Annotated in this window: 18 protein-coding genes and 1 pseudogene; 12 read left to right on the top strand and 7 right to left on the bottom strand. The window is 72.8% G+C overall.

What is annotated here, in order from left to right:
• The 5 genes and pseudogenes from ABZ193_RS19690 to ABZ193_RS19670 all read left to right on the top strand — a co-directional run.
• A pseudogene (locus ABZ193_RS19690) lies at nucleotides 1-287 on the top strand (ATP-binding protein); the annotation flags it as partial.
• Nucleotides 284-715, top strand: coding sequence for a roadblock/LC7 domain-containing protein (locus tag ABZ193_RS19685; RefSeq protein ID WP_020422161.1), 432 nt, complete (start codon nucleotides 284-286; stop codon nucleotides 713-715). The pseudogene ABZ193_RS19690 and the gene ABZ193_RS19685, both read left to right, overlap by 4 nt.
• Nucleotides 716-741: 26 nt before the next feature.
• Complete coding sequence (locus ABZ193_RS19680; RefSeq protein ID WP_020422162.1) at nucleotides 742-1122, top strand: DUF742 domain-containing protein; 381 nt, start codon at nucleotides 742-744, stop codon at nucleotides 1120-1122.
• Nucleotides 1097-1711: an ATP/GTP-binding protein gene (locus tag ABZ193_RS19675; RefSeq protein WP_020422163.1), complete on the top strand. Its 615-nt coding sequence runs from the start codon at nucleotides 1097-1099 to the stop codon at nucleotides 1709-1711. Before ABZ193_RS19680 ends, ABZ193_RS19675 begins: the two co-directional genes overlap by 26 nt.
• A complete protein-coding gene (locus ABZ193_RS19670; RefSeq protein WP_020422164.1) occupies nucleotides 1704-2933 on the top strand; it encodes a styrene monooxygenase/indole monooxygenase family protein in 1230 nt (409 codons plus the stop codon). The genes ABZ193_RS19675 and ABZ193_RS19670 overlap by 8 nt, the downstream gene beginning before the upstream one ends.
• Nucleotides 2934-2963: 30 nt before the next feature.
• Here ABZ193_RS19670 and ABZ193_RS19665 read toward each other — a convergent pair whose 3' ends face one another.
• The 5 genes from ABZ193_RS19665 to ABZ193_RS19645 all read right to left on the bottom strand — a co-directional run bounded on the left by ABZ193_RS19665 (nucleotide 2964) and on the right by ABZ193_RS19645 (nucleotide 6386).
• Nucleotides 2964-3452 (bottom strand): hypothetical protein, encoded by a 489-nt coding sequence (locus tag ABZ193_RS19665; protein WP_354710908.1) that lies wholly within the window; start codon nucleotides 3450-3452, stop codon nucleotides 2964-2966.
• 610 nt (nucleotides 3453-4062) lie between these two features.
• A complete protein-coding gene (locus tag ABZ193_RS19660; protein ID WP_354710907.1) occupies nucleotides 4063-4341 on the bottom strand; it encodes a PRC-barrel domain-containing protein in 279 nt (92 codons plus the stop codon).
• Nucleotides 4328-4723, bottom strand: coding sequence for a hypothetical protein (locus ABZ193_RS19655; RefSeq protein ID WP_354710906.1), 396 nt, complete (start codon nucleotides 4721-4723; stop codon nucleotides 4328-4330). Before ABZ193_RS19655 ends, ABZ193_RS19660 begins: the two co-directional genes overlap by 14 nt.
• On the bottom strand, nucleotides 4720-5952 hold the full coding sequence (locus ABZ193_RS19650) for a divalent metal cation transporter (RefSeq protein WP_354710904.1): 1233 nt from the start codon (nucleotides 5950-5952) through the stop codon (nucleotides 4720-4722). Before ABZ193_RS19650 ends, ABZ193_RS19655 begins: the two co-directional genes overlap by 4 nt.
• Nucleotides 5949-6386: a hypothetical protein gene (locus ABZ193_RS19645; protein WP_354710902.1), complete on the bottom strand. Its 438-nt coding sequence runs from the start codon at nucleotides 6384-6386 to the stop codon at nucleotides 5949-5951. Before ABZ193_RS19645 ends, ABZ193_RS19650 begins: the two co-directional genes overlap by 4 nt.
• 121 nt (nucleotides 6387-6507) lie before the next feature.
• Between ABZ193_RS19645 and ABZ193_RS19640 the strand changes: the two genes are divergently transcribed.
• Nucleotides 6508-7671, top strand: a complete 1164-nt coding sequence (locus ABZ193_RS19640; protein WP_354710901.1) for a trypsin-like peptidase domain-containing protein — start codon at nucleotides 6508-6510, stop codon at nucleotides 7669-7671.
• A 29-nt stretch (nucleotides 7672-7700) separates the two neighbouring features.
• A complete protein-coding gene (locus ABZ193_RS19635) occupies nucleotides 7701-8528 on the top strand; it encodes an SDR family oxidoreductase (protein WP_051123626.1) in 828 nt (275 codons plus the stop codon).
• A gap of 42 nt (nucleotides 8529-8570) precedes the next feature.
• Here ABZ193_RS19635 and ABZ193_RS19630 read toward each other — a convergent pair whose 3' ends face one another.
• Entirely contained in the window at nucleotides 8571-8861 is a 291-nt protein-coding gene (locus tag ABZ193_RS19630; protein ID WP_354710900.1) for a 4a-hydroxytetrahydrobiopterin dehydratase, read from the bottom strand.
• Between the two features lie 125 nt (nucleotides 8862-8986).
• Here ABZ193_RS19630 and ABZ193_RS19625 point away from each other — a divergent pair, with 125 nt between their 5' ends.
• From ABZ193_RS19625 to ABZ193_RS19605, 5 genes are all read left to right on the top strand, one after another.
• Entirely contained in the window at nucleotides 8987-10102 is a 1116-nt protein-coding gene (locus ABZ193_RS19625; RefSeq protein WP_354710899.1) for an exo-alpha-sialidase, read from the top strand.
• Nucleotides 10099-10395, top strand: a complete 297-nt coding sequence (locus ABZ193_RS19620; RefSeq protein ID WP_354710897.1) for a MoaD/ThiS family protein — start codon at nucleotides 10099-10101, stop codon at nucleotides 10393-10395. The genes ABZ193_RS19625 and ABZ193_RS19620 overlap by 4 nt, the downstream gene beginning before the upstream one ends.
• Nucleotides 10396-10611: 216 nt before the next feature.
• The gene (locus tag ABZ193_RS19615; protein WP_354710895.1) at nucleotides 10612-10971 is read left to right on the top strand and encodes a hypothetical protein; all 360 of its coding nucleotides are present in this window, start codon (nucleotides 10612-10614) and stop codon (nucleotides 10969-10971) included.
• Entirely contained in the window at nucleotides 10968-11726 is a 759-nt protein-coding gene (locus ABZ193_RS19610; RefSeq protein WP_354710894.1) for a polysaccharide deacetylase family protein, read from the top strand. The genes ABZ193_RS19615 and ABZ193_RS19610 overlap by 4 nt, the downstream gene beginning before the upstream one ends.
• Before the next feature lie 113 nt (nucleotides 11727-11839).
• Nucleotides 11840-13054 (top strand): glycosyltransferase family 2 protein, encoded by a 1215-nt coding sequence (locus tag ABZ193_RS19605; protein WP_354710893.1) that lies wholly within the window; start codon nucleotides 11840-11842, stop codon nucleotides 13052-13054.
• On the opposite strand, the gene ABZ193_RS19600 is transcribed toward ABZ193_RS19605, so the two are convergent.
• Entirely contained in the window at nucleotides 13044-14060 is a 1017-nt protein-coding gene (locus tag ABZ193_RS19600) for an NAD-dependent epimerase/dehydratase family protein (protein WP_354710892.1), read from the bottom strand. The two genes, ABZ193_RS19605 and ABZ193_RS19600, sit on opposite strands and share 11 nt — an antisense overlap.
• Between the last annotated feature and the right edge of the window lie 498 nt (nucleotides 14061-14558).

Genomic DNA, 14558 nt, shown 5'->3' with positions numbered 1-14558 from the left:
GCGGTGGCGGGGCTGGGCGGGCGCCGGCGCCGCCGAGGCCGGCGCCCGCGCGCCGCCCGCAGCCGGAGTCGATGGTCGGCGGCACCACCGCCAGCGGTCTGCCGCGCCGCGTCTCGCACAGCCTGAAGAACCCCCAGGGGCAGGCACCCGCGGCGGAGCCGACCCCCACCGAGGACCGCGCCGCCGGGCACGAGAAACTGCTCGCCGATCTCGGCGCCTTCACCGACGGCGAACGTGCGGCGCGCGAGAAGCAGGGCACCGACGAATCCGGGGAGCAGCAGCAGTGACCGCCGACACCGGCCAGGACTTCACCTGGCTGATCAACGACTTCGTCCGCAAGGTCCACGGCGTGTCGCACGCGCTGATCATGTCCTCGGACGGGTTCCCGCTCACCGCCTCCGACGACATGTCGACCGAGGAGCGCGAGCAGCTCGCCGCGATCGCCAGCGGGCTGCTCAGCCTGGCGCGCAACAGCGCGGCGCTGTTCCACAAGGGCACCTGCGAGCAGATCATCATCCGGCTCACCCACGGGTACTTCCTGTTCATGGGCATCGACGCGCACGCCGGGCTGGCGGTGCTGACCACCTCCGACTGCGACATGAAGGTCGTCGCCTACGAGATGACGCAGTTCGTCTCCAGCGCCGGCCACGCGCTGACCCCCGAGATGCGCGCGGACCTGCGCCGCGTGCTCACCGGCCGCCGGCCCCAGGCCTGAGCACTCCCGACAGGATGTGATTCGCGATGTCCCAGGACACCGGGCCGGACGAGCGGGCGGTCAAGCCGCGCAGCAAGCGGATCCGGCCGTACACCCTGACCGGCGGCCGCACCAGGGCACGGCACCAGCTGCTGGTCGAAACGCTCATCTCGGTGCCCCAGTACGACCCGGCCCTGGCGGAGAAGCTCATGCCGGAGTCGCGGGCTCTCTACGAACGGGCCCGCTCCCAGGTCTCGATCGCCGAGCTGTCCTCCCTGCTGACCATCCCGCTCGGGGTGGTCCGCGTGCTGGTCAGCGACCTGGCCGCGCAGGGGGCGGTGTTCATCCACCCGACCGCCCACGCCTACTCCCACGACCGGAACATGCTCGAGAGGATCCTCAATGGACTCAAGCAGCTCCCCGTCTGATCCGGGCCTGCTGACGATCTCGGCGAAGATCGTGATCGCGGGCGGGTTCGGGGTGGGCAAGACGACGCTGGTCGGGTCCGTGTCCGAGGTGCCGCCGCTGAACACCGAGGCGTGGATGACCGAGGCCGGCGAGGGTGTCGACGACCTGCCGCCGGACGGCGCCAAGACCACCACGACCGTCGCGATGGACTTCGGCCGGATCTCGCTGTACGACGACCTGATGCTGTACCTGTTCGGCACGCCGGGGCAGGCGCGGTTCTGGTTCCTGTGGGACGACCTCTCGCGTGGCGCGCTCGGCGCGATCGTGCTGGTCGACACCCGGCGGCTGGACCAGTCGTTCGCCGCGATCAACTACTTCGAGAACGACTCGGACCTGCCGTTCATCGTCGCGATCAACCGGTTCGACGGAGAACTCGCGCACGACGTCGACGAGGTCCGGGAGGCGCTGGCGCTGAGCCCGGACGTCCCGCTGGTCACCTGCGACGCCCGCGACAAGGCGTCGGTGCTGGAGACCCTGCAGGAACTGGTGTCCTACACGCTGTCACTGGCCGAAGTCTCGGAGGGGGGCCGGATCCGCGCCCATGCGTAAGATCCTGATCGTCGGTTCGGGTCAGTCGGGCCTGCAGCTCGCGCTGAGCCTGCAGGAGCACGGCTACGACGTGACCGTGATGTCCGCGCGCACGCCGGACGAGATCCGCGCCGGGTGGGTCACCTCGACCCAGTGCATGTTCGCCGACGCGCTCGCCATCGAGCGCAAGCACGGGCTGAACCTGTGGGACGACGTCGCTCCCCGTGTCGCGGGGCAAGGGTTTTCGATGGCCGGGCCGGACGGGCAGCGCGCGCTGAACTGGATCGCCTCGTGGGACGGCGGACCGGCGCAGTCCATCGACCAGCGGGTGAAGATGGCGGCGTGGCTCGAGTTGTTCGAGGAGCGCGGCGGCAACGTCGTGATCCACGGCGTCACCACGGCCGACCTGAACGGGCTGGCGCGGCTCTACGAGCTGGTGATCGTCGCGGCTGGCAAGGGCGAGCTGGTGCAGCTGTTCGACCGCGACCCGTCGCGATCCCCTTACACGAAGCCGCAGCGCCGGCTTTCGGTGTCCTATGTGCACGGTCAGGAGTCGCGTCCGGAGCGGCCGGGCACCACCGACGTGTGGATGAACATCATCCCGGGTGTCGGCGAGCTGATCAACATCCCGGGCTACACGCTGTCCGGGCCGTGCGACATCTTCTACGTGTCCGGCATTCCGGGCGGGCCGTTCGACGCGTTCGCCGACCGGCCTCCGGCGGAGGAGCAGCTGCGGCGGCACCTGGAGCTGTTCCGGCAGTACATCCCGTGGGAGTACGAGCGGGCGAAGAACGCCGAGCTGACCGACGGCAAGGCGGTGCTGGTCGGCGGGTACCCGCCGGTCGTGCGGCGCCCGGTGGGCGAGCTGCCGTCCGGCGGGTTCGTGCTCGGCATGGCGGACGTGGTGGTGGCGAACGACCCGATCACCGGTCAGGGCGCGAACAACGCGGCCAAGTGCGCCGAGTCGTACCTGGGCAGCATCCTGGAGAACGGGGACCGGCCCTTCGACCGGGAGTGGATGCAGCGGGCGTTCGACCGGTACTGGGAGCACGCCCAGTGGGTCACGATGTTCACCAACGCGATGCTGCAGCCGCCACCGCCGCACGTGCAGCAGATCCTCGGGGCGGCGCAGACGAACCCGGCCGTGGCGAAGCGGTTCGTGAACGGCTTCAACAACCCCACGGACTTCCAGCACTGGCTGCTGGACCCGGCCAAGACGGAGGAGTACCTGGCTTCGGTGTGACCGGGCGGCCTGGGCCGCCCGGCGCTCGTGTCAGTGGCCCACGTCGATGACGACGCGGGTCGGTGCGGTGAGCGTGAACACCCGCACCCAGGACTTGTAGCGTGTGCCGAGGCCGATCGACACGTAGCCTTCGTAGTCCCCGGTCACCGCGACGGCCATGACGTTGCGGAGGTTGCGGGTGCGGAACTTGTCGGGACCCGGGTAGGTGCGGTTGCCGTTGTCGTCGTGGGCGCGGGCGGGCGTGGTGCTGACGGCGACGAAGTGCTCGCCGGTGAGCCACACGATGTCGCCGGAGCCGTCGGCGATCAGCTCGTCGACCCACTCGTAGGACGCCTGGGGCGCGGGGCCCGTCATGTCCAGCACGACCCGGTCGAAGCCGGTGTTGAGGCCGGTGCGGATGTTCGTCATGATGGCGACACCCGGTTGCGCACCGGCCGGCGCCGCCGCGACGACGGCGCCCGAGAGCGCGAGCAAGGCGGCGGCGCAGACCGCGAACAGCCGCCGTGGGGTGAGGGTCATCGGTGACCTCCTGCCGGGAGGGGATGGGGTTCCCAGCGCTGGTGCCTGAAGAGACGTGCCCGGTGGGGTGGAGGTTGTCCGGGTTCGGTCTCGGAACGGACACCGCGCCCGGCGCGCCCGCCGGCCGGGCCGGAGGCCCGTGAGCGACGGCACCGCTGCGGTTCGGACGGCCCACCTGGCCCCGCGCGCCGGGGATCCACGGGCGGCGCACGGCTGCGGTCCGGACGGCCCCGCTGGACGGGGCCGGAGCCCCGTGGGCGGCGGCACCGCCGCGGTTCGGACGCCTCCGCCGAACGGGGCCGGAGGCCCGTGGGCGGCGGCGCCCGGTTCGCACCCGGCCGGGCCACCGGCCCCGGGCACCTTGCGCCCGCAGCCACCATCGCGCGGCCCCACCAACCGCCACCGCGCCCCAGCGCACGCCCGGGCACCCACCCCCACCCGCGGAAATCACCACCCAGCTGCACCCTCCGGCCGCCACCCCGCCCGCCGGCCGCAAAGCACCTGCGGGCCCTCCACCCCGCCACCGCGCCCCACCGCCACGCCGCCAGGCGCGAACCACCACCCGGCCGCTCCCCTTCCGCCCCGCGGGCGGGAACCACCGGGCACGGGCCTAGCGTTCCCAGCGCACCTCCGCCCAGGGCACCTCCCGCGTGCCCCGGTGCAGCACCTTCGCCAGCCACGCCAGCAGCCACGGCCCGCACTGGCTGGACCGCTCGTACCCCAGCAACCGGCCCCGCCGGCGAGGAGTCACCAGCACCGCGACGGTCCGTTCCCGGCCGCGCTCGTCCAGCCGCGTGATCAGGTCGGTCACCTTCCCGAGCGGGCGGCCGCTCGCGTCGTACACGCGGCGTCCCAGCAGGTCGCTCGCCCGCACCTCATCCCCCGGCATGTCCGGCTCCCGGGATGCGCGAGATCAGCTTGTCCCGCAACCACTTCTCCAGCGGCGGCACCTCCAGCACCTCCGCGCGCAGCGACAGCGTCACCTCGCTGCTCACCTGCTTCACGTGGTCGTAGGTGATCCGCAGCGGCTCCGTCCGCCCGCCGCCCAGCCGCGCGGCCAGCCCGCACAGCACCTTCCCGAGCAGGCCACCGATCCGCTGCCCCAGCGCGTACTGCCCGACCAGCAACGCGGCGACGTGGTAGGTGCCGTCGGGGTCGCGGGCCAGTTCGACGTCGTCGACCTTGCCGACCGGGTGCCCGTCGACGTCGACGATCTGGCGGTCCAGCAGGTGGAATTCGACCCGCAGCGGGTCCGGGCGGCCGTGGATCATGTCTGCCCCATCCCGGTGATGATCATGAGCGGGATGGCCGCGACCGCGGCGATGACGATGATGATCAGGAACGTCACGCCGAGGAAGTTCTGCACCCGCCCGTTCGCGTGGTCGCCGAGGTAGTCCCGGTCGTTGGCGACGACCAGGATCGGCAGGTAGGTCAGCGGCAGCACCACCGCGCTGAACAGCAGCGACAGCTCGGTGATCTGCACGGGATCGATCGTCGTCAGCAGCGCCGCCGTGCCGAGCAGCACGCTGACCAGCACGACGGTGTGGAACCGCGCCGCCTCGCGGGGTTTCACCAGTTTGCCCCACTGCCAGCCGAAGTACTGCGCGATCGAGTACCCGGTGGACAGCCCGGTCTCCAGCGCGGCGCCGAACGTGGCCGCGAAGAACCCGATCATCACCACGACCAGGCCCAGCTTCCCCAGCGCCAGCGCGACCGGCAGCGCGGTCTGGCTGAGCTGGTCGACCTGGACTCCGGCGGGGAAGAACACCGTCGCGGCGCAGCCCATGATCGCCAGTCCGAGCAGCCCACCGAGGGGGAAGCCGACGAAGGTGTTGCTGCGCTCGGTCGCCAGGTCCTTCGTCGTCCACTTCTCCTCGACCCCGCCGGAGGAGAAGAAGAACACCTCGTACGGGGTGAGGGCGGAGGCGAACAGCGACACGGCGAGGTAGCCCCAGGTGCCCCAGTTCTCGCCCTGCGGCGGGCCGGCGTGCGTGAGCTGCTCGGCGAAGGTGCCCCACGGCGGGTCGAGCGCGATCAGGGCGACCACGAACACCACCAGCGCCAGCCCGAACACGCCGAACACCTGCTCCATCACCTGGAACTTCACGCGCCACAGCACGATCCACACGGCGAACGCGGCCAGCGGCACCCACAGCACGTGCGGCAGGCCGCTGGCGAGCTGGATGGTCAGCGCGATGCCGCCGATCTCCGCGGTCAGGGTCAGCAGCGTGACCAGGTAGGACCCGACGAGGTTGGTCATCGCGATGCGCGGGCCGAGGCGCTCGCGCACCAGGTCGAACACGGCGCGACCGCTGACCGCGGCGACCCGGCCTGCCATCTCGGCGAACACGCAGATGCCGACGACGCCGACGATCACGATCCACGCCTGCCGCATGCCGAAGCGGGCGCCGGACTGGGCGTTGGCGACCAGGTCGCCGATGTCGACGAACCCCCCGATGGCGGTGAGGATGCCCAGCGTGACGGCGATGAGCTTCTTCACTGGTGGCTCGTCACGAACGTGGTCAGCTCGTCGACGGCCCGCACCAGCTGGGTGTCCGCCGCGGCGATCCGGCCGGTGTCGCCCGAGTCCAGCGCATCCCTGGCCTCGGTGACGCGCGCGACCGCGTCCTGCAGGCGGGGGTGCAGCTCGTCGTAGAGCTGCTGGGTCTCCGGGCTGGTGGGCGGCCGGCTGTCCAGCTCGTCGAGCGCCTTGGTGGCGGTGGCGAGCACGTCGTCGGTGGCCGCGGTGGCGTAGGTGGGGAACAGCCTGCCCTCGGTGTGGGCGCGGATGATCTGGTGCAGGGTGCCGACGGCGGAGAGGCCCTCTTGCGCGCGGACGACCGCACTGTCCTCGTAGCTCGCTGCTGAGCTGCCGGAACAGGCGGTGAGCGTGACCGCGAGCGCGAGACCCGCGAAAGCCGTCCTCTTCCGCATCAAGGGCGGTGTACCCCTTGGTCAACTCCGCAAACAGGGGTGCTTCTCAGGGGTTTCACGGCCGCGCCGCAGGCGATTCTCAGAGAAGCGGGGTTCACTGGACGGCGGAGGAGGGGCACTCATGAGCTACTACCCACCGCAGTACGACCCCTGGGCGCCGCCACCCCCGCCGCCGCCACGCCGGAAGCGCGGGCTGGGCACGGCGCTCGCCACGCTGGGCCTGGTGGTGCTGGTCGTGCTGGGTTTCGTCGCGTGGGACCTCGGCCGCGGGTCCCTGACGCCGGGCAGCGCCTCGTCGCCGCTGGAGCGGAGCCTGCGCAACGAGCAGACCGGCAACTCGACGCTCGACGTGGCCGAGGTCGCGGAGAAGGTCGAGCCCGGGCTGGTCGACGTGTACTCCACGCTCGGGTACTCCGGGCAGCAGGCCGCGGGCACCGGGATGGTGCTCACCGGGGACGGCAAGGTCCTCACGAACAACCACGTCGTCGCGGGCGCGACCAGCATCAAGGTGACCGACGTGGACACCGGCCGCACCTACCGCGCCGAGGTCCTCGGGTACAGCCGCTCGCGCGACGTGGCGCTGCTGCAGGTGCAGAACGCCTCCGGGCTGGGCACCGTCACCACGGGCGACTCGTCGGAGGTGTCGGTCGGCGATCCGGTGGTGGGGCTGGGCAACGCGGGCGGCGACGGCGGCGAGCCCAGCGTGTCACCCGGGAAGGTGACCGCGCTGAACCAGTCGATCACCGCGACGGACGAGTCGACGGGCAGTTCCGAGCAGCTGACCGGGCTGATCCAGGTGGACGCGAACATCCAGTCCGGCGATTCCGGGGGTGCGCTGGCCGACGCCGAGGGCCGGGTGATCGGGATGAACACCGCGGCCTCGACCGGTTACCAGTTCGGGCAGAACGGGCGCACCGCCGGGGTGAGCGGGTTCGCCATCCCGATCGACGACGCGCTGAGCCTGGCCCAGCGCATCGAGGCCGGCCAGGGCTCCGACACCGTCCACATCGGACCGTCGGCGTTCGTCGGCGTTTCGGTGAGCGACGCGGGCGGCTCGGGCGCGCTGGTGCAGCAGGTGGTGCCCGGCGGCCCGGCGGACGACGCCGGGCTCGTCGCCGGTGACGTCATCATCGCCCTGGACGGCCGCGCGGTCGGCTCGGCGACCGACCTGACCGCGGTGATGGACACGCTGCACCCCGGCGACCGGGTCACGGTGACGTGGCTGGACCAGTCCGGGCAGCAGCGCAGCGCGACCGCCACCCTGGTCGAGGGGCCGGTGGGTTAGCCCCCGCGGGGCCGGGGTAGCTGGGAGGTATGACGAACACAGCTCCCCTGCCCGCGGAGCAGGGCGGACGGCCGAGGACCGCGATCGTGACCGGTTCCGACTCCGGTATCGGGCGTGCGATCGCCGTCGCGCTCGGTGGTGGCGGCGTGGACGTCGGCATCACCTGGCACCGGGACGAAGAGGGCGCCAACGCGACCGCCGCGCAGGTGCGCGAAGCCGGCGCACGCGCCGAGGTGCGGCAGCTCGACCTCGGCGACCTGCCCACGGCGGCGGCCGCGATCGACGAGCTCGCCGAGGCGCTCGGCGGCGTCGACGTCCTGGTCAACTGCGCCGGCACGGGCACCGGCCAGCGGGTGATGGACATGGACTTCGACACCTGGCGGCACGTGCTGAGCGTCGACCTGGACGGCGCGTTCCTGTGCGCGCAGCGGGCGGCGCGGCACATGATCGACGCCGGTGGCGGCGGGCGGATCGTCAACATCACCAGCGTGCACGAGCACGCCCCGAAGGTCGGCGCGGCGCCCTACTGCGCGGCGAAGGCCGGGATGGGCATGCTGACCAAGGTGCTGGCGCTGGAGCTGGCCGAGCACGGCATCACGGTCAACTCGGTGGCCCCGGGCGAGATCTCCACGCCGATGACCGGCCAGACCGACGTGAACCCGCGCGACCAGGAACGCCCCGGCGTGCCGCTGGGCCGGACCGGGCACGCGGACGAGGTCGCCGCCGTGGTGGCGTTCCTGACCACCCCCGCGGCCGGCTACGTGACCGGATCGTCGTACGTGGTGGACGGCGGGATGCTCCTCATGGGCCCCCAGGGCGCCTCCGGCCTCGGCGACAACAGCTGGCGCAAGATCTGACGCGGCCCGTGTTCCGCGGGCGTGAACGGGGGATTCGCGGCGTCAGGTCAGTTCCGCCAGCACCGCTTCGATGCGGCGCGCCAGCCACAGGTCCGGCTCGGTGACCCGGCCCGGGAAGCCGGTGGTGACGGTGAACGTCAGCTCGCCCCGGCGGCGTTCGAACTGCGCGTGGTCGCTCAGTTCCGCCGCGTCCCGCTGCACGCGGCCGATCAGCGCGCCGTGCGCCTGCTCCGGCACGTGCACGGTGCGCGAGAGGTGGCCGGCGTCCCCGCGCCACTCCGCGAGCCCATCCAGCGCCCGGGCGATTTCGGTGTCCGACAGCGTCTCCGGCACGACGTCCTCCTTCCGTTTCCCGGGCGGGTACCCGTGGCCCGCCCGGCGAACCGCGCAAGATTGGAGAAGACGCGCGGCCCCCCTGCTCCTTACGGTCTAACCACCTGACACGGGAAGGAGCGGCGATGAGCGGGGTTCGCGTGCTGGTCGGCACACGCAAGGGTGCTTTCGTCCTGACATCCGACGAACGGCGCGCCGACTGGGAGGTCACCGGCCCGCACTTCCCGGGCTGGGAGATCTACCACCTCAAGGGCTCCCCCGCCGATCCGGACCGGATCTTCGCCGCCCAGTCGACGAGCTGGTTCGGCCAGCTGATCCAGCGCTCGGACGACGGCGGGATGACGTGGCAGCCGGTGGGCAACGAGTTCGCCTACGAGGGCGTGCCGGGCACCCACCAGTGGTACGACGGCACGCCGCACCCGTGGGAGTTCGCCCGCGTGTGGCACCTCGAACCGTCGCTGACCGACCCGGACCTGATCTACGCCGGGGTGGAGGACGCGGCGCTGTTCCGCTCGAACGACGCGGGCGCGACCTGGCAGGAGCTGCCGGGCCTGCGCGGGCACGGCTCCGGCCCGAAGTGGCAGCCGGGCGCGGGCGGGCTGTGCCTGCACACGATCATCCAGGACCCGCGCGACGCGAACCGCCTGATCATCGCCATTTCCGCGGCGGGCGCGTTCCGCACCGAGGACGGCGGCAAGACCTGGCAGGCCATCAATCACGGCCTGAAGTCCGGCCAGATTCCCGATCCGGACGCCGAGGTGGGCCACTGCGTGCACCACATCGCGCGCCACCCGCAGCGCCCGGACGTGCTGTTCATGCAGAAGCACTGGGACGTGATGCGCAGCGACGACGGCGGCGACAACTGGTACGAGATCAGCGGGAACCTGCCGACGGACTTCGGGTTCGTCATCGACGTGCACGCCCACGAGCCGGACACCGTCTACGTGGTCCCGATCAAGAGCGACGAGCACCACTTCCCGCCGGACGGGCGGCTGCGCGTGTACCGCAGCCGCGGCGGCGGTGAGGAGTGGGAGCCGCTGACGGCCGGGCTGCCGCAGGAGAACTGCTACGTCAACGTGCTGCGCGACGCGATGGCGGTGGATTCGCTGGAGTCGTGCGGCGTCTACTTCGGCACGACCGGCGGTCAGGTGTACGCGTCGGCCGATTCCGGGGACACCTGGGCGCCGATCGTGCGCGACCTGCCCGCGGTCCTGTCGGTGGAGGTCCAGACGCTGCCATGATCCGCGTCCACCTGCCCGCGCACCTGCGCACCATCGCCCACATCGACGGCGAGGTCGAACTGGACCTGAACGGCGCCGTCACCCAGCGTGCCCTGCTGGACGCGCTGGAAGAGCGCTATCCCATGCTGCGCGGCACGATCCGCGAGCACGGCACCGGGAAACGACGGGCGTTCGTCCGGTTCTTCGCCTGCGAGGAGGACCTGTCGCACGAGGAGCCGGACGCCCCCCTGCCCGCGCCGGTGGTCGCGGGCGCCGAACCGTTCCTCGTGATGGGCGCGATGGCGGGCGGTTGACTTTTCCCCGGCCCCGCACGGAAACCGCGGAACATTCACCACCGGGGTGAGGCTTGGTCGGCGCACCGGATGTGTCTAGGGTGAAGGCCCCCCGACCGGTCCCCCCGACGCGATGCCCTGGTGATGAAGACAATTAGCGACGACACTGTCGAAATTCCGCGGGAGAAACCCGTTTTCGTCGATCCGTCCGGGCGAAGACGCCGTATCGTGCGCCGCGTGAGCATCGCGGCGTGCGTGTTGGTCAGCGGTTACGCCGTGCTGTTGGTGGCTTCGCTGCTGGGCGCGCCGATCCCCGCCTCCGTGCTCCTGCCGGCACCCGACGCGCCTGCCGCGTCGCCGACGACACCGCCACAGGGTGGCCCGTCGGTCGCCGATGACACCACCACCCCACGCGGCACCGACCGGGCGTCGAAGGCCCCGGACCCGAGTTCGGCGGCACCGCCGCCACAGGCTCCGGCCGTGACCACGACGGCCACGCCGCAACCGCCGGTGTTCTCCGAGCAGCCGCGCAACCCGCGCGCCCGCCCCGATCCACCCGGGCGCGGGCAGGACGGCCAGCCGGAACCCGGCCGGTGACCCGGCACCGGCGGCCGAGCCCGCCGAAGGCCCACTGGCTGCTGCTGTCGGCGATCCTCGCGGTCGTCGCCGGCCTGCTCGCGCTCGACACGGTCGTCAAGGGCGCGGACGGCGGCGAGGACACGTCACCGCCGGGTCCCGCGACCACCGTGCCCGCGCAGGTGCGCGGCGGCGGCGCGGTGATCGACCCGCGGTCGCCTTCCCCAGCCACCGCGCGGGCGCGGGACCACACGATCGCCCTGACCTTCGACGACGGGCCGGATCCGGTGTGGACGCCGCGGATCCTCGACGCGCTGGACCGGAACGGCGCGAAGGCGACGTTCTTCGTGACCGGCGCGCGCGCCGCGCAACACCCGGACCTGGTCCGCGAGATCCTGGCCCGCGGCCACGAGATCGGCAACCACACCGCGAGCCACACCGACCTGAGCGCGGCGAGCGACTTCCGGGCCGATCTGGAGATCCGCACGACGGACCTCGTCCTCGCCGGCACCGCGGGCGTCCTCCCGGCCCTGGTGCGGCCACCCTATTCGTCCACTCCGGACAGTCTGGACGACCGGGACTGGGCCGCGGCACAGCGGTTGGGCGCGGACGGCAAGCTCGTGGTGTTGTCCGATGTGGACTCGCAGGACTGGCGCCGCCCCGGCGCGGACGCGATCGTCGCCGGCGCGACCCCGGCCGGGAACGCCGGCGCGGTGGTCCTGATGCACGACGGCGGCGGGGACCGCGGGCAGACCGTCGAGGCGCTGACCGGCTGATCCCGGAACTTCGGTCGCGCGGCTGGACGTTCGGCACGGTCAGCGAGTCCGTCGGGCTGTCCGGTACCCAGGCGGCAGCGCCGGTCCGCGCGCGGATCGGCGGCTGGCTGCTCGTGTTCGCCGTGGGCGCCGGGGAGTTCGTGGCCGGCGCGCTGTTCGCGCTGACGGTGGTGGCGACCGTGCTGGCGCTGCTGCGCACGGTTCTGCTCGGCGTGACCACGAGCCTGCACGTGCGGCGGCGGCGTCCGCGGGAGGCGCCGGACCAGCCGGTGACCGTCATCATCCCCGCCTACAACGAACGCGAAGGCATCGAGTGGGCTGTTCGCTCAGCGCTCGCCGCGGGCCCGCGCGTGCAGGTGATCGTGGTCGACGACGGATCCACCGACGGCACCGACGCGCTGGTGGAGCGGATCGCCCGCCGCCGCCCGAGCGTGCGCCTGATCCGGCAGGCCAACGCGGGCAAGGCGGCCGCGCTGAACACCGGTCTCGCGGCCGCGCGCACCGAGCTGGTCGTGCTGATGGACGGCGACACCGTGCTGGAGCCGGGTTCGGTGCCCGCGCTGGTGCGCAACTTCGCCGATCCGGCCGTGGCCGCGGTGTCCGGCAACGCGAAGGTCGGCAACCGCGGCCGCCTGCTCGGTCGGTGGCAGCACATCGAGTACGTGTGCGGCTTCAACCTGGACCGGCGGCTCTACGACGTGCTCGAGTGCATGCCCACGGTGCCGGGCGCGGTGGGCGCGTTCCGGCGGTCGGCGGTGCTGCGTGTCGGCGGGGTGCCCACGGACACGCTCGCCGAGGACACGGACCTGACGATGGCGCTGGAGCGCGGCGGGTGGCGCGTGGTGTACGAGGAGGAGGCGCGGGCGCTGACCGAGGCCCCGGCGACGCTGGCGGAGCTGTGGAAGCAGCGGTACCGCTGGTGCTACGGGACGCTGCAGTCGGTGTGGAAGCACCGGCACGCGGTCGCCGAGCGCGGCAGCGCGGGACGGCTGGGGCGGCGCGGGCTGCCGTACCTGCTGCTGTTCCAGGTGCTGCTGCCGATCGTCGCGCCGCTCGTCGACGTGGCCGCGGTGTTCGGGCTGTTCACCGCCGACCGGTGGCTGGTGCTCGGGGCGTGGCTGGCGTTCCTGGCGCTGCAGGCGATCCCGGCGGTGGTGGCGTTCCGGCTGGACCGGGAACCGCTGCGGCCGCTGCTCGCGCTGCCGCTGCAGCAGTTCGTCTACCGGCAGCTGATGTACCTCGTGGTGCTGCAGTCGCTGAGCACGGCGCTGGCCGGGGCGCGGCTGCCGTGGCACAAACTGCCGCGGCGCGGGCTGCTCAGGCCTTGACGAGCGGGCGGGCCCTGACGAACGAGCGGGCGCAGTTGAGCACGGTGTCCGCGAGCGGCCGCGGGTTCCAGTCCAGCACGTCGCGGGCCTTGCCGGTGGCGAAGCGGAACTCCTCGCCGAGCTCGGGCACGACCTGGCGCAGCGCGGGGTCGAACAGGGCGGCGGCGCGGACGAGCGGGCCGGGCAGCCGCCGGGACGGCACTCGCGCGCCGGGCTGCCCGCGCAGGATGGCCGCGATGTCCTCGATCCAGTGGAACGGCCCGGTGGCGAGGAACCGCTCCCCCGCCGCGGCCGGGCTGAGCATGGCGGCGACGTGCAGTGCGGCGACGTCGCGCACGTCGGTGAACGGGAAACCCAGGCGCGGCAGACCGGGCATCCGGCCGGCCACGAGCCGCTCGACCACCGACAGCGAGTAGGACGGGCGGCCGCGCACGGGTCCCAGCAGCGTGCCGGGCGCGATCACGGTCAGCCGGTCCGTCATGCCGTGCTCGCGGGCGTACGCCCACGCGGCGCGCTCGGCGAGGGTCTTGGAGCGGACGTAGGCGCGGGCCAGCGGGTGGCCGGGGTCGGTCCAGTGGTCCTCGGTGATCGGGTCGGGCCGGGGGCCTGCCGGGTAGGCGGCCGCGGACGACGACGAGGTCACCACGATCCGCCGGGCGCCCGCCGCCCGGGCGGCGGCGAGGACGCGAAGGGTGCCGTCCCGGGCGGGGCCGACCAGGGCGGCGGGATCCCGCGGCGGCACGGCCGGGAACGGCGAGGCGACGTGCAGGACGAAGTCGCAGCCCGCCGCGGCCTCCGCCCAGCCGGCGTCGGAGCCGAGATCGGCCTCGACGACGGTGAGGCGGGCCGTGGGGTGTCCGGGCGGCAGCTGGGCGGCCACCACCGGACGGCGGGAGCGGTCCCGGACGGTGGTCCGCACGTGGTAGCCGCGGGTGAGGAGGAGGTCGATGCACCAGCTCGCGAGGTAGCCGGTGCCGCCGGTCACGAGGACGGTTTCGTCGGTCACCCCTCCAGGCTGCGTGTGTGAGCAGGGCGCGGCCTCGTCCCGCGCGCCGGAGGCGGTGGCCTCGCGGCGGATGGTCGCTCGTTCCCGGGGAGGAGGCGCTCGGCGAGGTGACCGGGCCACGCGCCGAGCCCGGCGGCCACCCGAGGCCGGATCTCCGTTGGAGGCGCCGCCCGGCGCTACCGGACAGCCCCAGGCACTCCGGCGCACCAGCCACCCAGCCCAGGCAGACCTCCCTCCCCCAGGAGGAAACTCCCGCCCCGACCGCCGCACAGCCACCGCCCCGCCTCAACCCCACCCAACAGCCACCCAGCCCAGCCGGATCCCCCTCCCCAGCGGGAACTTCCGGCCTAACCGCCGCACGCCAACCTCGGCCCAACAGCCACCCAGCCCCAGCCGAACCCTCCTCCCCCAGCGGAACCACCCGGCCCAACCGCCGCACACCAACCTCAGCCCAACAGCCACCCAGCCCCAGCCGAACCCTCCTCCCCCAGCGGAACC

Origin of the sequence: Amycolatopsis sp. NPDC006125 (assembly GCF_040614195.1) — a bacterium.
Lineage (GTDB): Bacteria > Actinomycetota > Actinomycetes > Mycobacteriales > Pseudonocardiaceae > Amycolatopsis_E > Amycolatopsis_E tucumanensis.
The sequence above is the reverse complement of the archived record's forward strand: the minus strand, read 5'-3'. Positions and strand labels throughout refer to the sequence as shown.

Excerpts from the sequence above, each read along its gene's own strand:
- ABZ193_RS19680 (WP_020422162.1), top strand. The coding sequence starts at position 742 with ATGTCCCAGGACACCGGGCCGGACGAGCGGGCGGTCAAGCCGCGCAGC.
- ABZ193_RS19675 (WP_020422163.1), top strand. The coding sequence starts at position 1,097 with ATGGACTCAAGCAGCTCCCCGTCTGATCCGGGCCTGCTGACGATCTCG.
- ABZ193_RS19670 (WP_020422164.1), top strand. The coding sequence starts at position 1,704 with ATGCGTAAGATCCTGATCGTCGGTTCGGGTCAGTCGGGCCTGCAGCTC.
- ABZ193_RS19665 (WP_354710908.1), bottom strand. The coding sequence starts at position 3,452 with ATGACCCTCACCCCACGGCGGCTGTTCGCGGTCTGCGCCGCCGCCTTG.
- ABZ193_RS19660 (WP_354710907.1), bottom strand. The coding sequence starts at position 4,341 with ATGCCGGGGGATGAGGTGCGGGCGAGCGACCTGCTGGGACGCCGCGTG.
- ABZ193_RS19655 (WP_354710906.1), bottom strand. The coding sequence starts at position 4,723 with ATGATCCACGGCCGCCCGGACCCGCTGCGGGTCGAATTCCACCTGCTG.
- ABZ193_RS19645 (WP_354710902.1), bottom strand. The coding sequence starts at position 6,386 with ATGCGGAAGAGGACGGCTTTCGCGGGTCTCGCGCTCGCGGTCACGCTC.
- ABZ193_RS19640 (WP_354710901.1), top strand. The coding sequence starts at position 6,508 with ATGAGCTACTACCCACCGCAGTACGACCCCTGGGCGCCGCCACCCCCG.
- ABZ193_RS19635 (WP_051123626.1), top strand. The coding sequence starts at position 7,701 with ATGACGAACACAGCTCCCCTGCCCGCGGAGCAGGGCGGACGGCCGAGG.
- ABZ193_RS19625 (WP_354710899.1), top strand. The coding sequence starts at position 8,987 with ATGAGCGGGGTTCGCGTGCTGGTCGGCACACGCAAGGGTGCTTTCGTC.
- ABZ193_RS19620 (WP_354710897.1), top strand. The coding sequence starts at position 10,099 with ATGATCCGCGTCCACCTGCCCGCGCACCTGCGCACCATCGCCCACATC.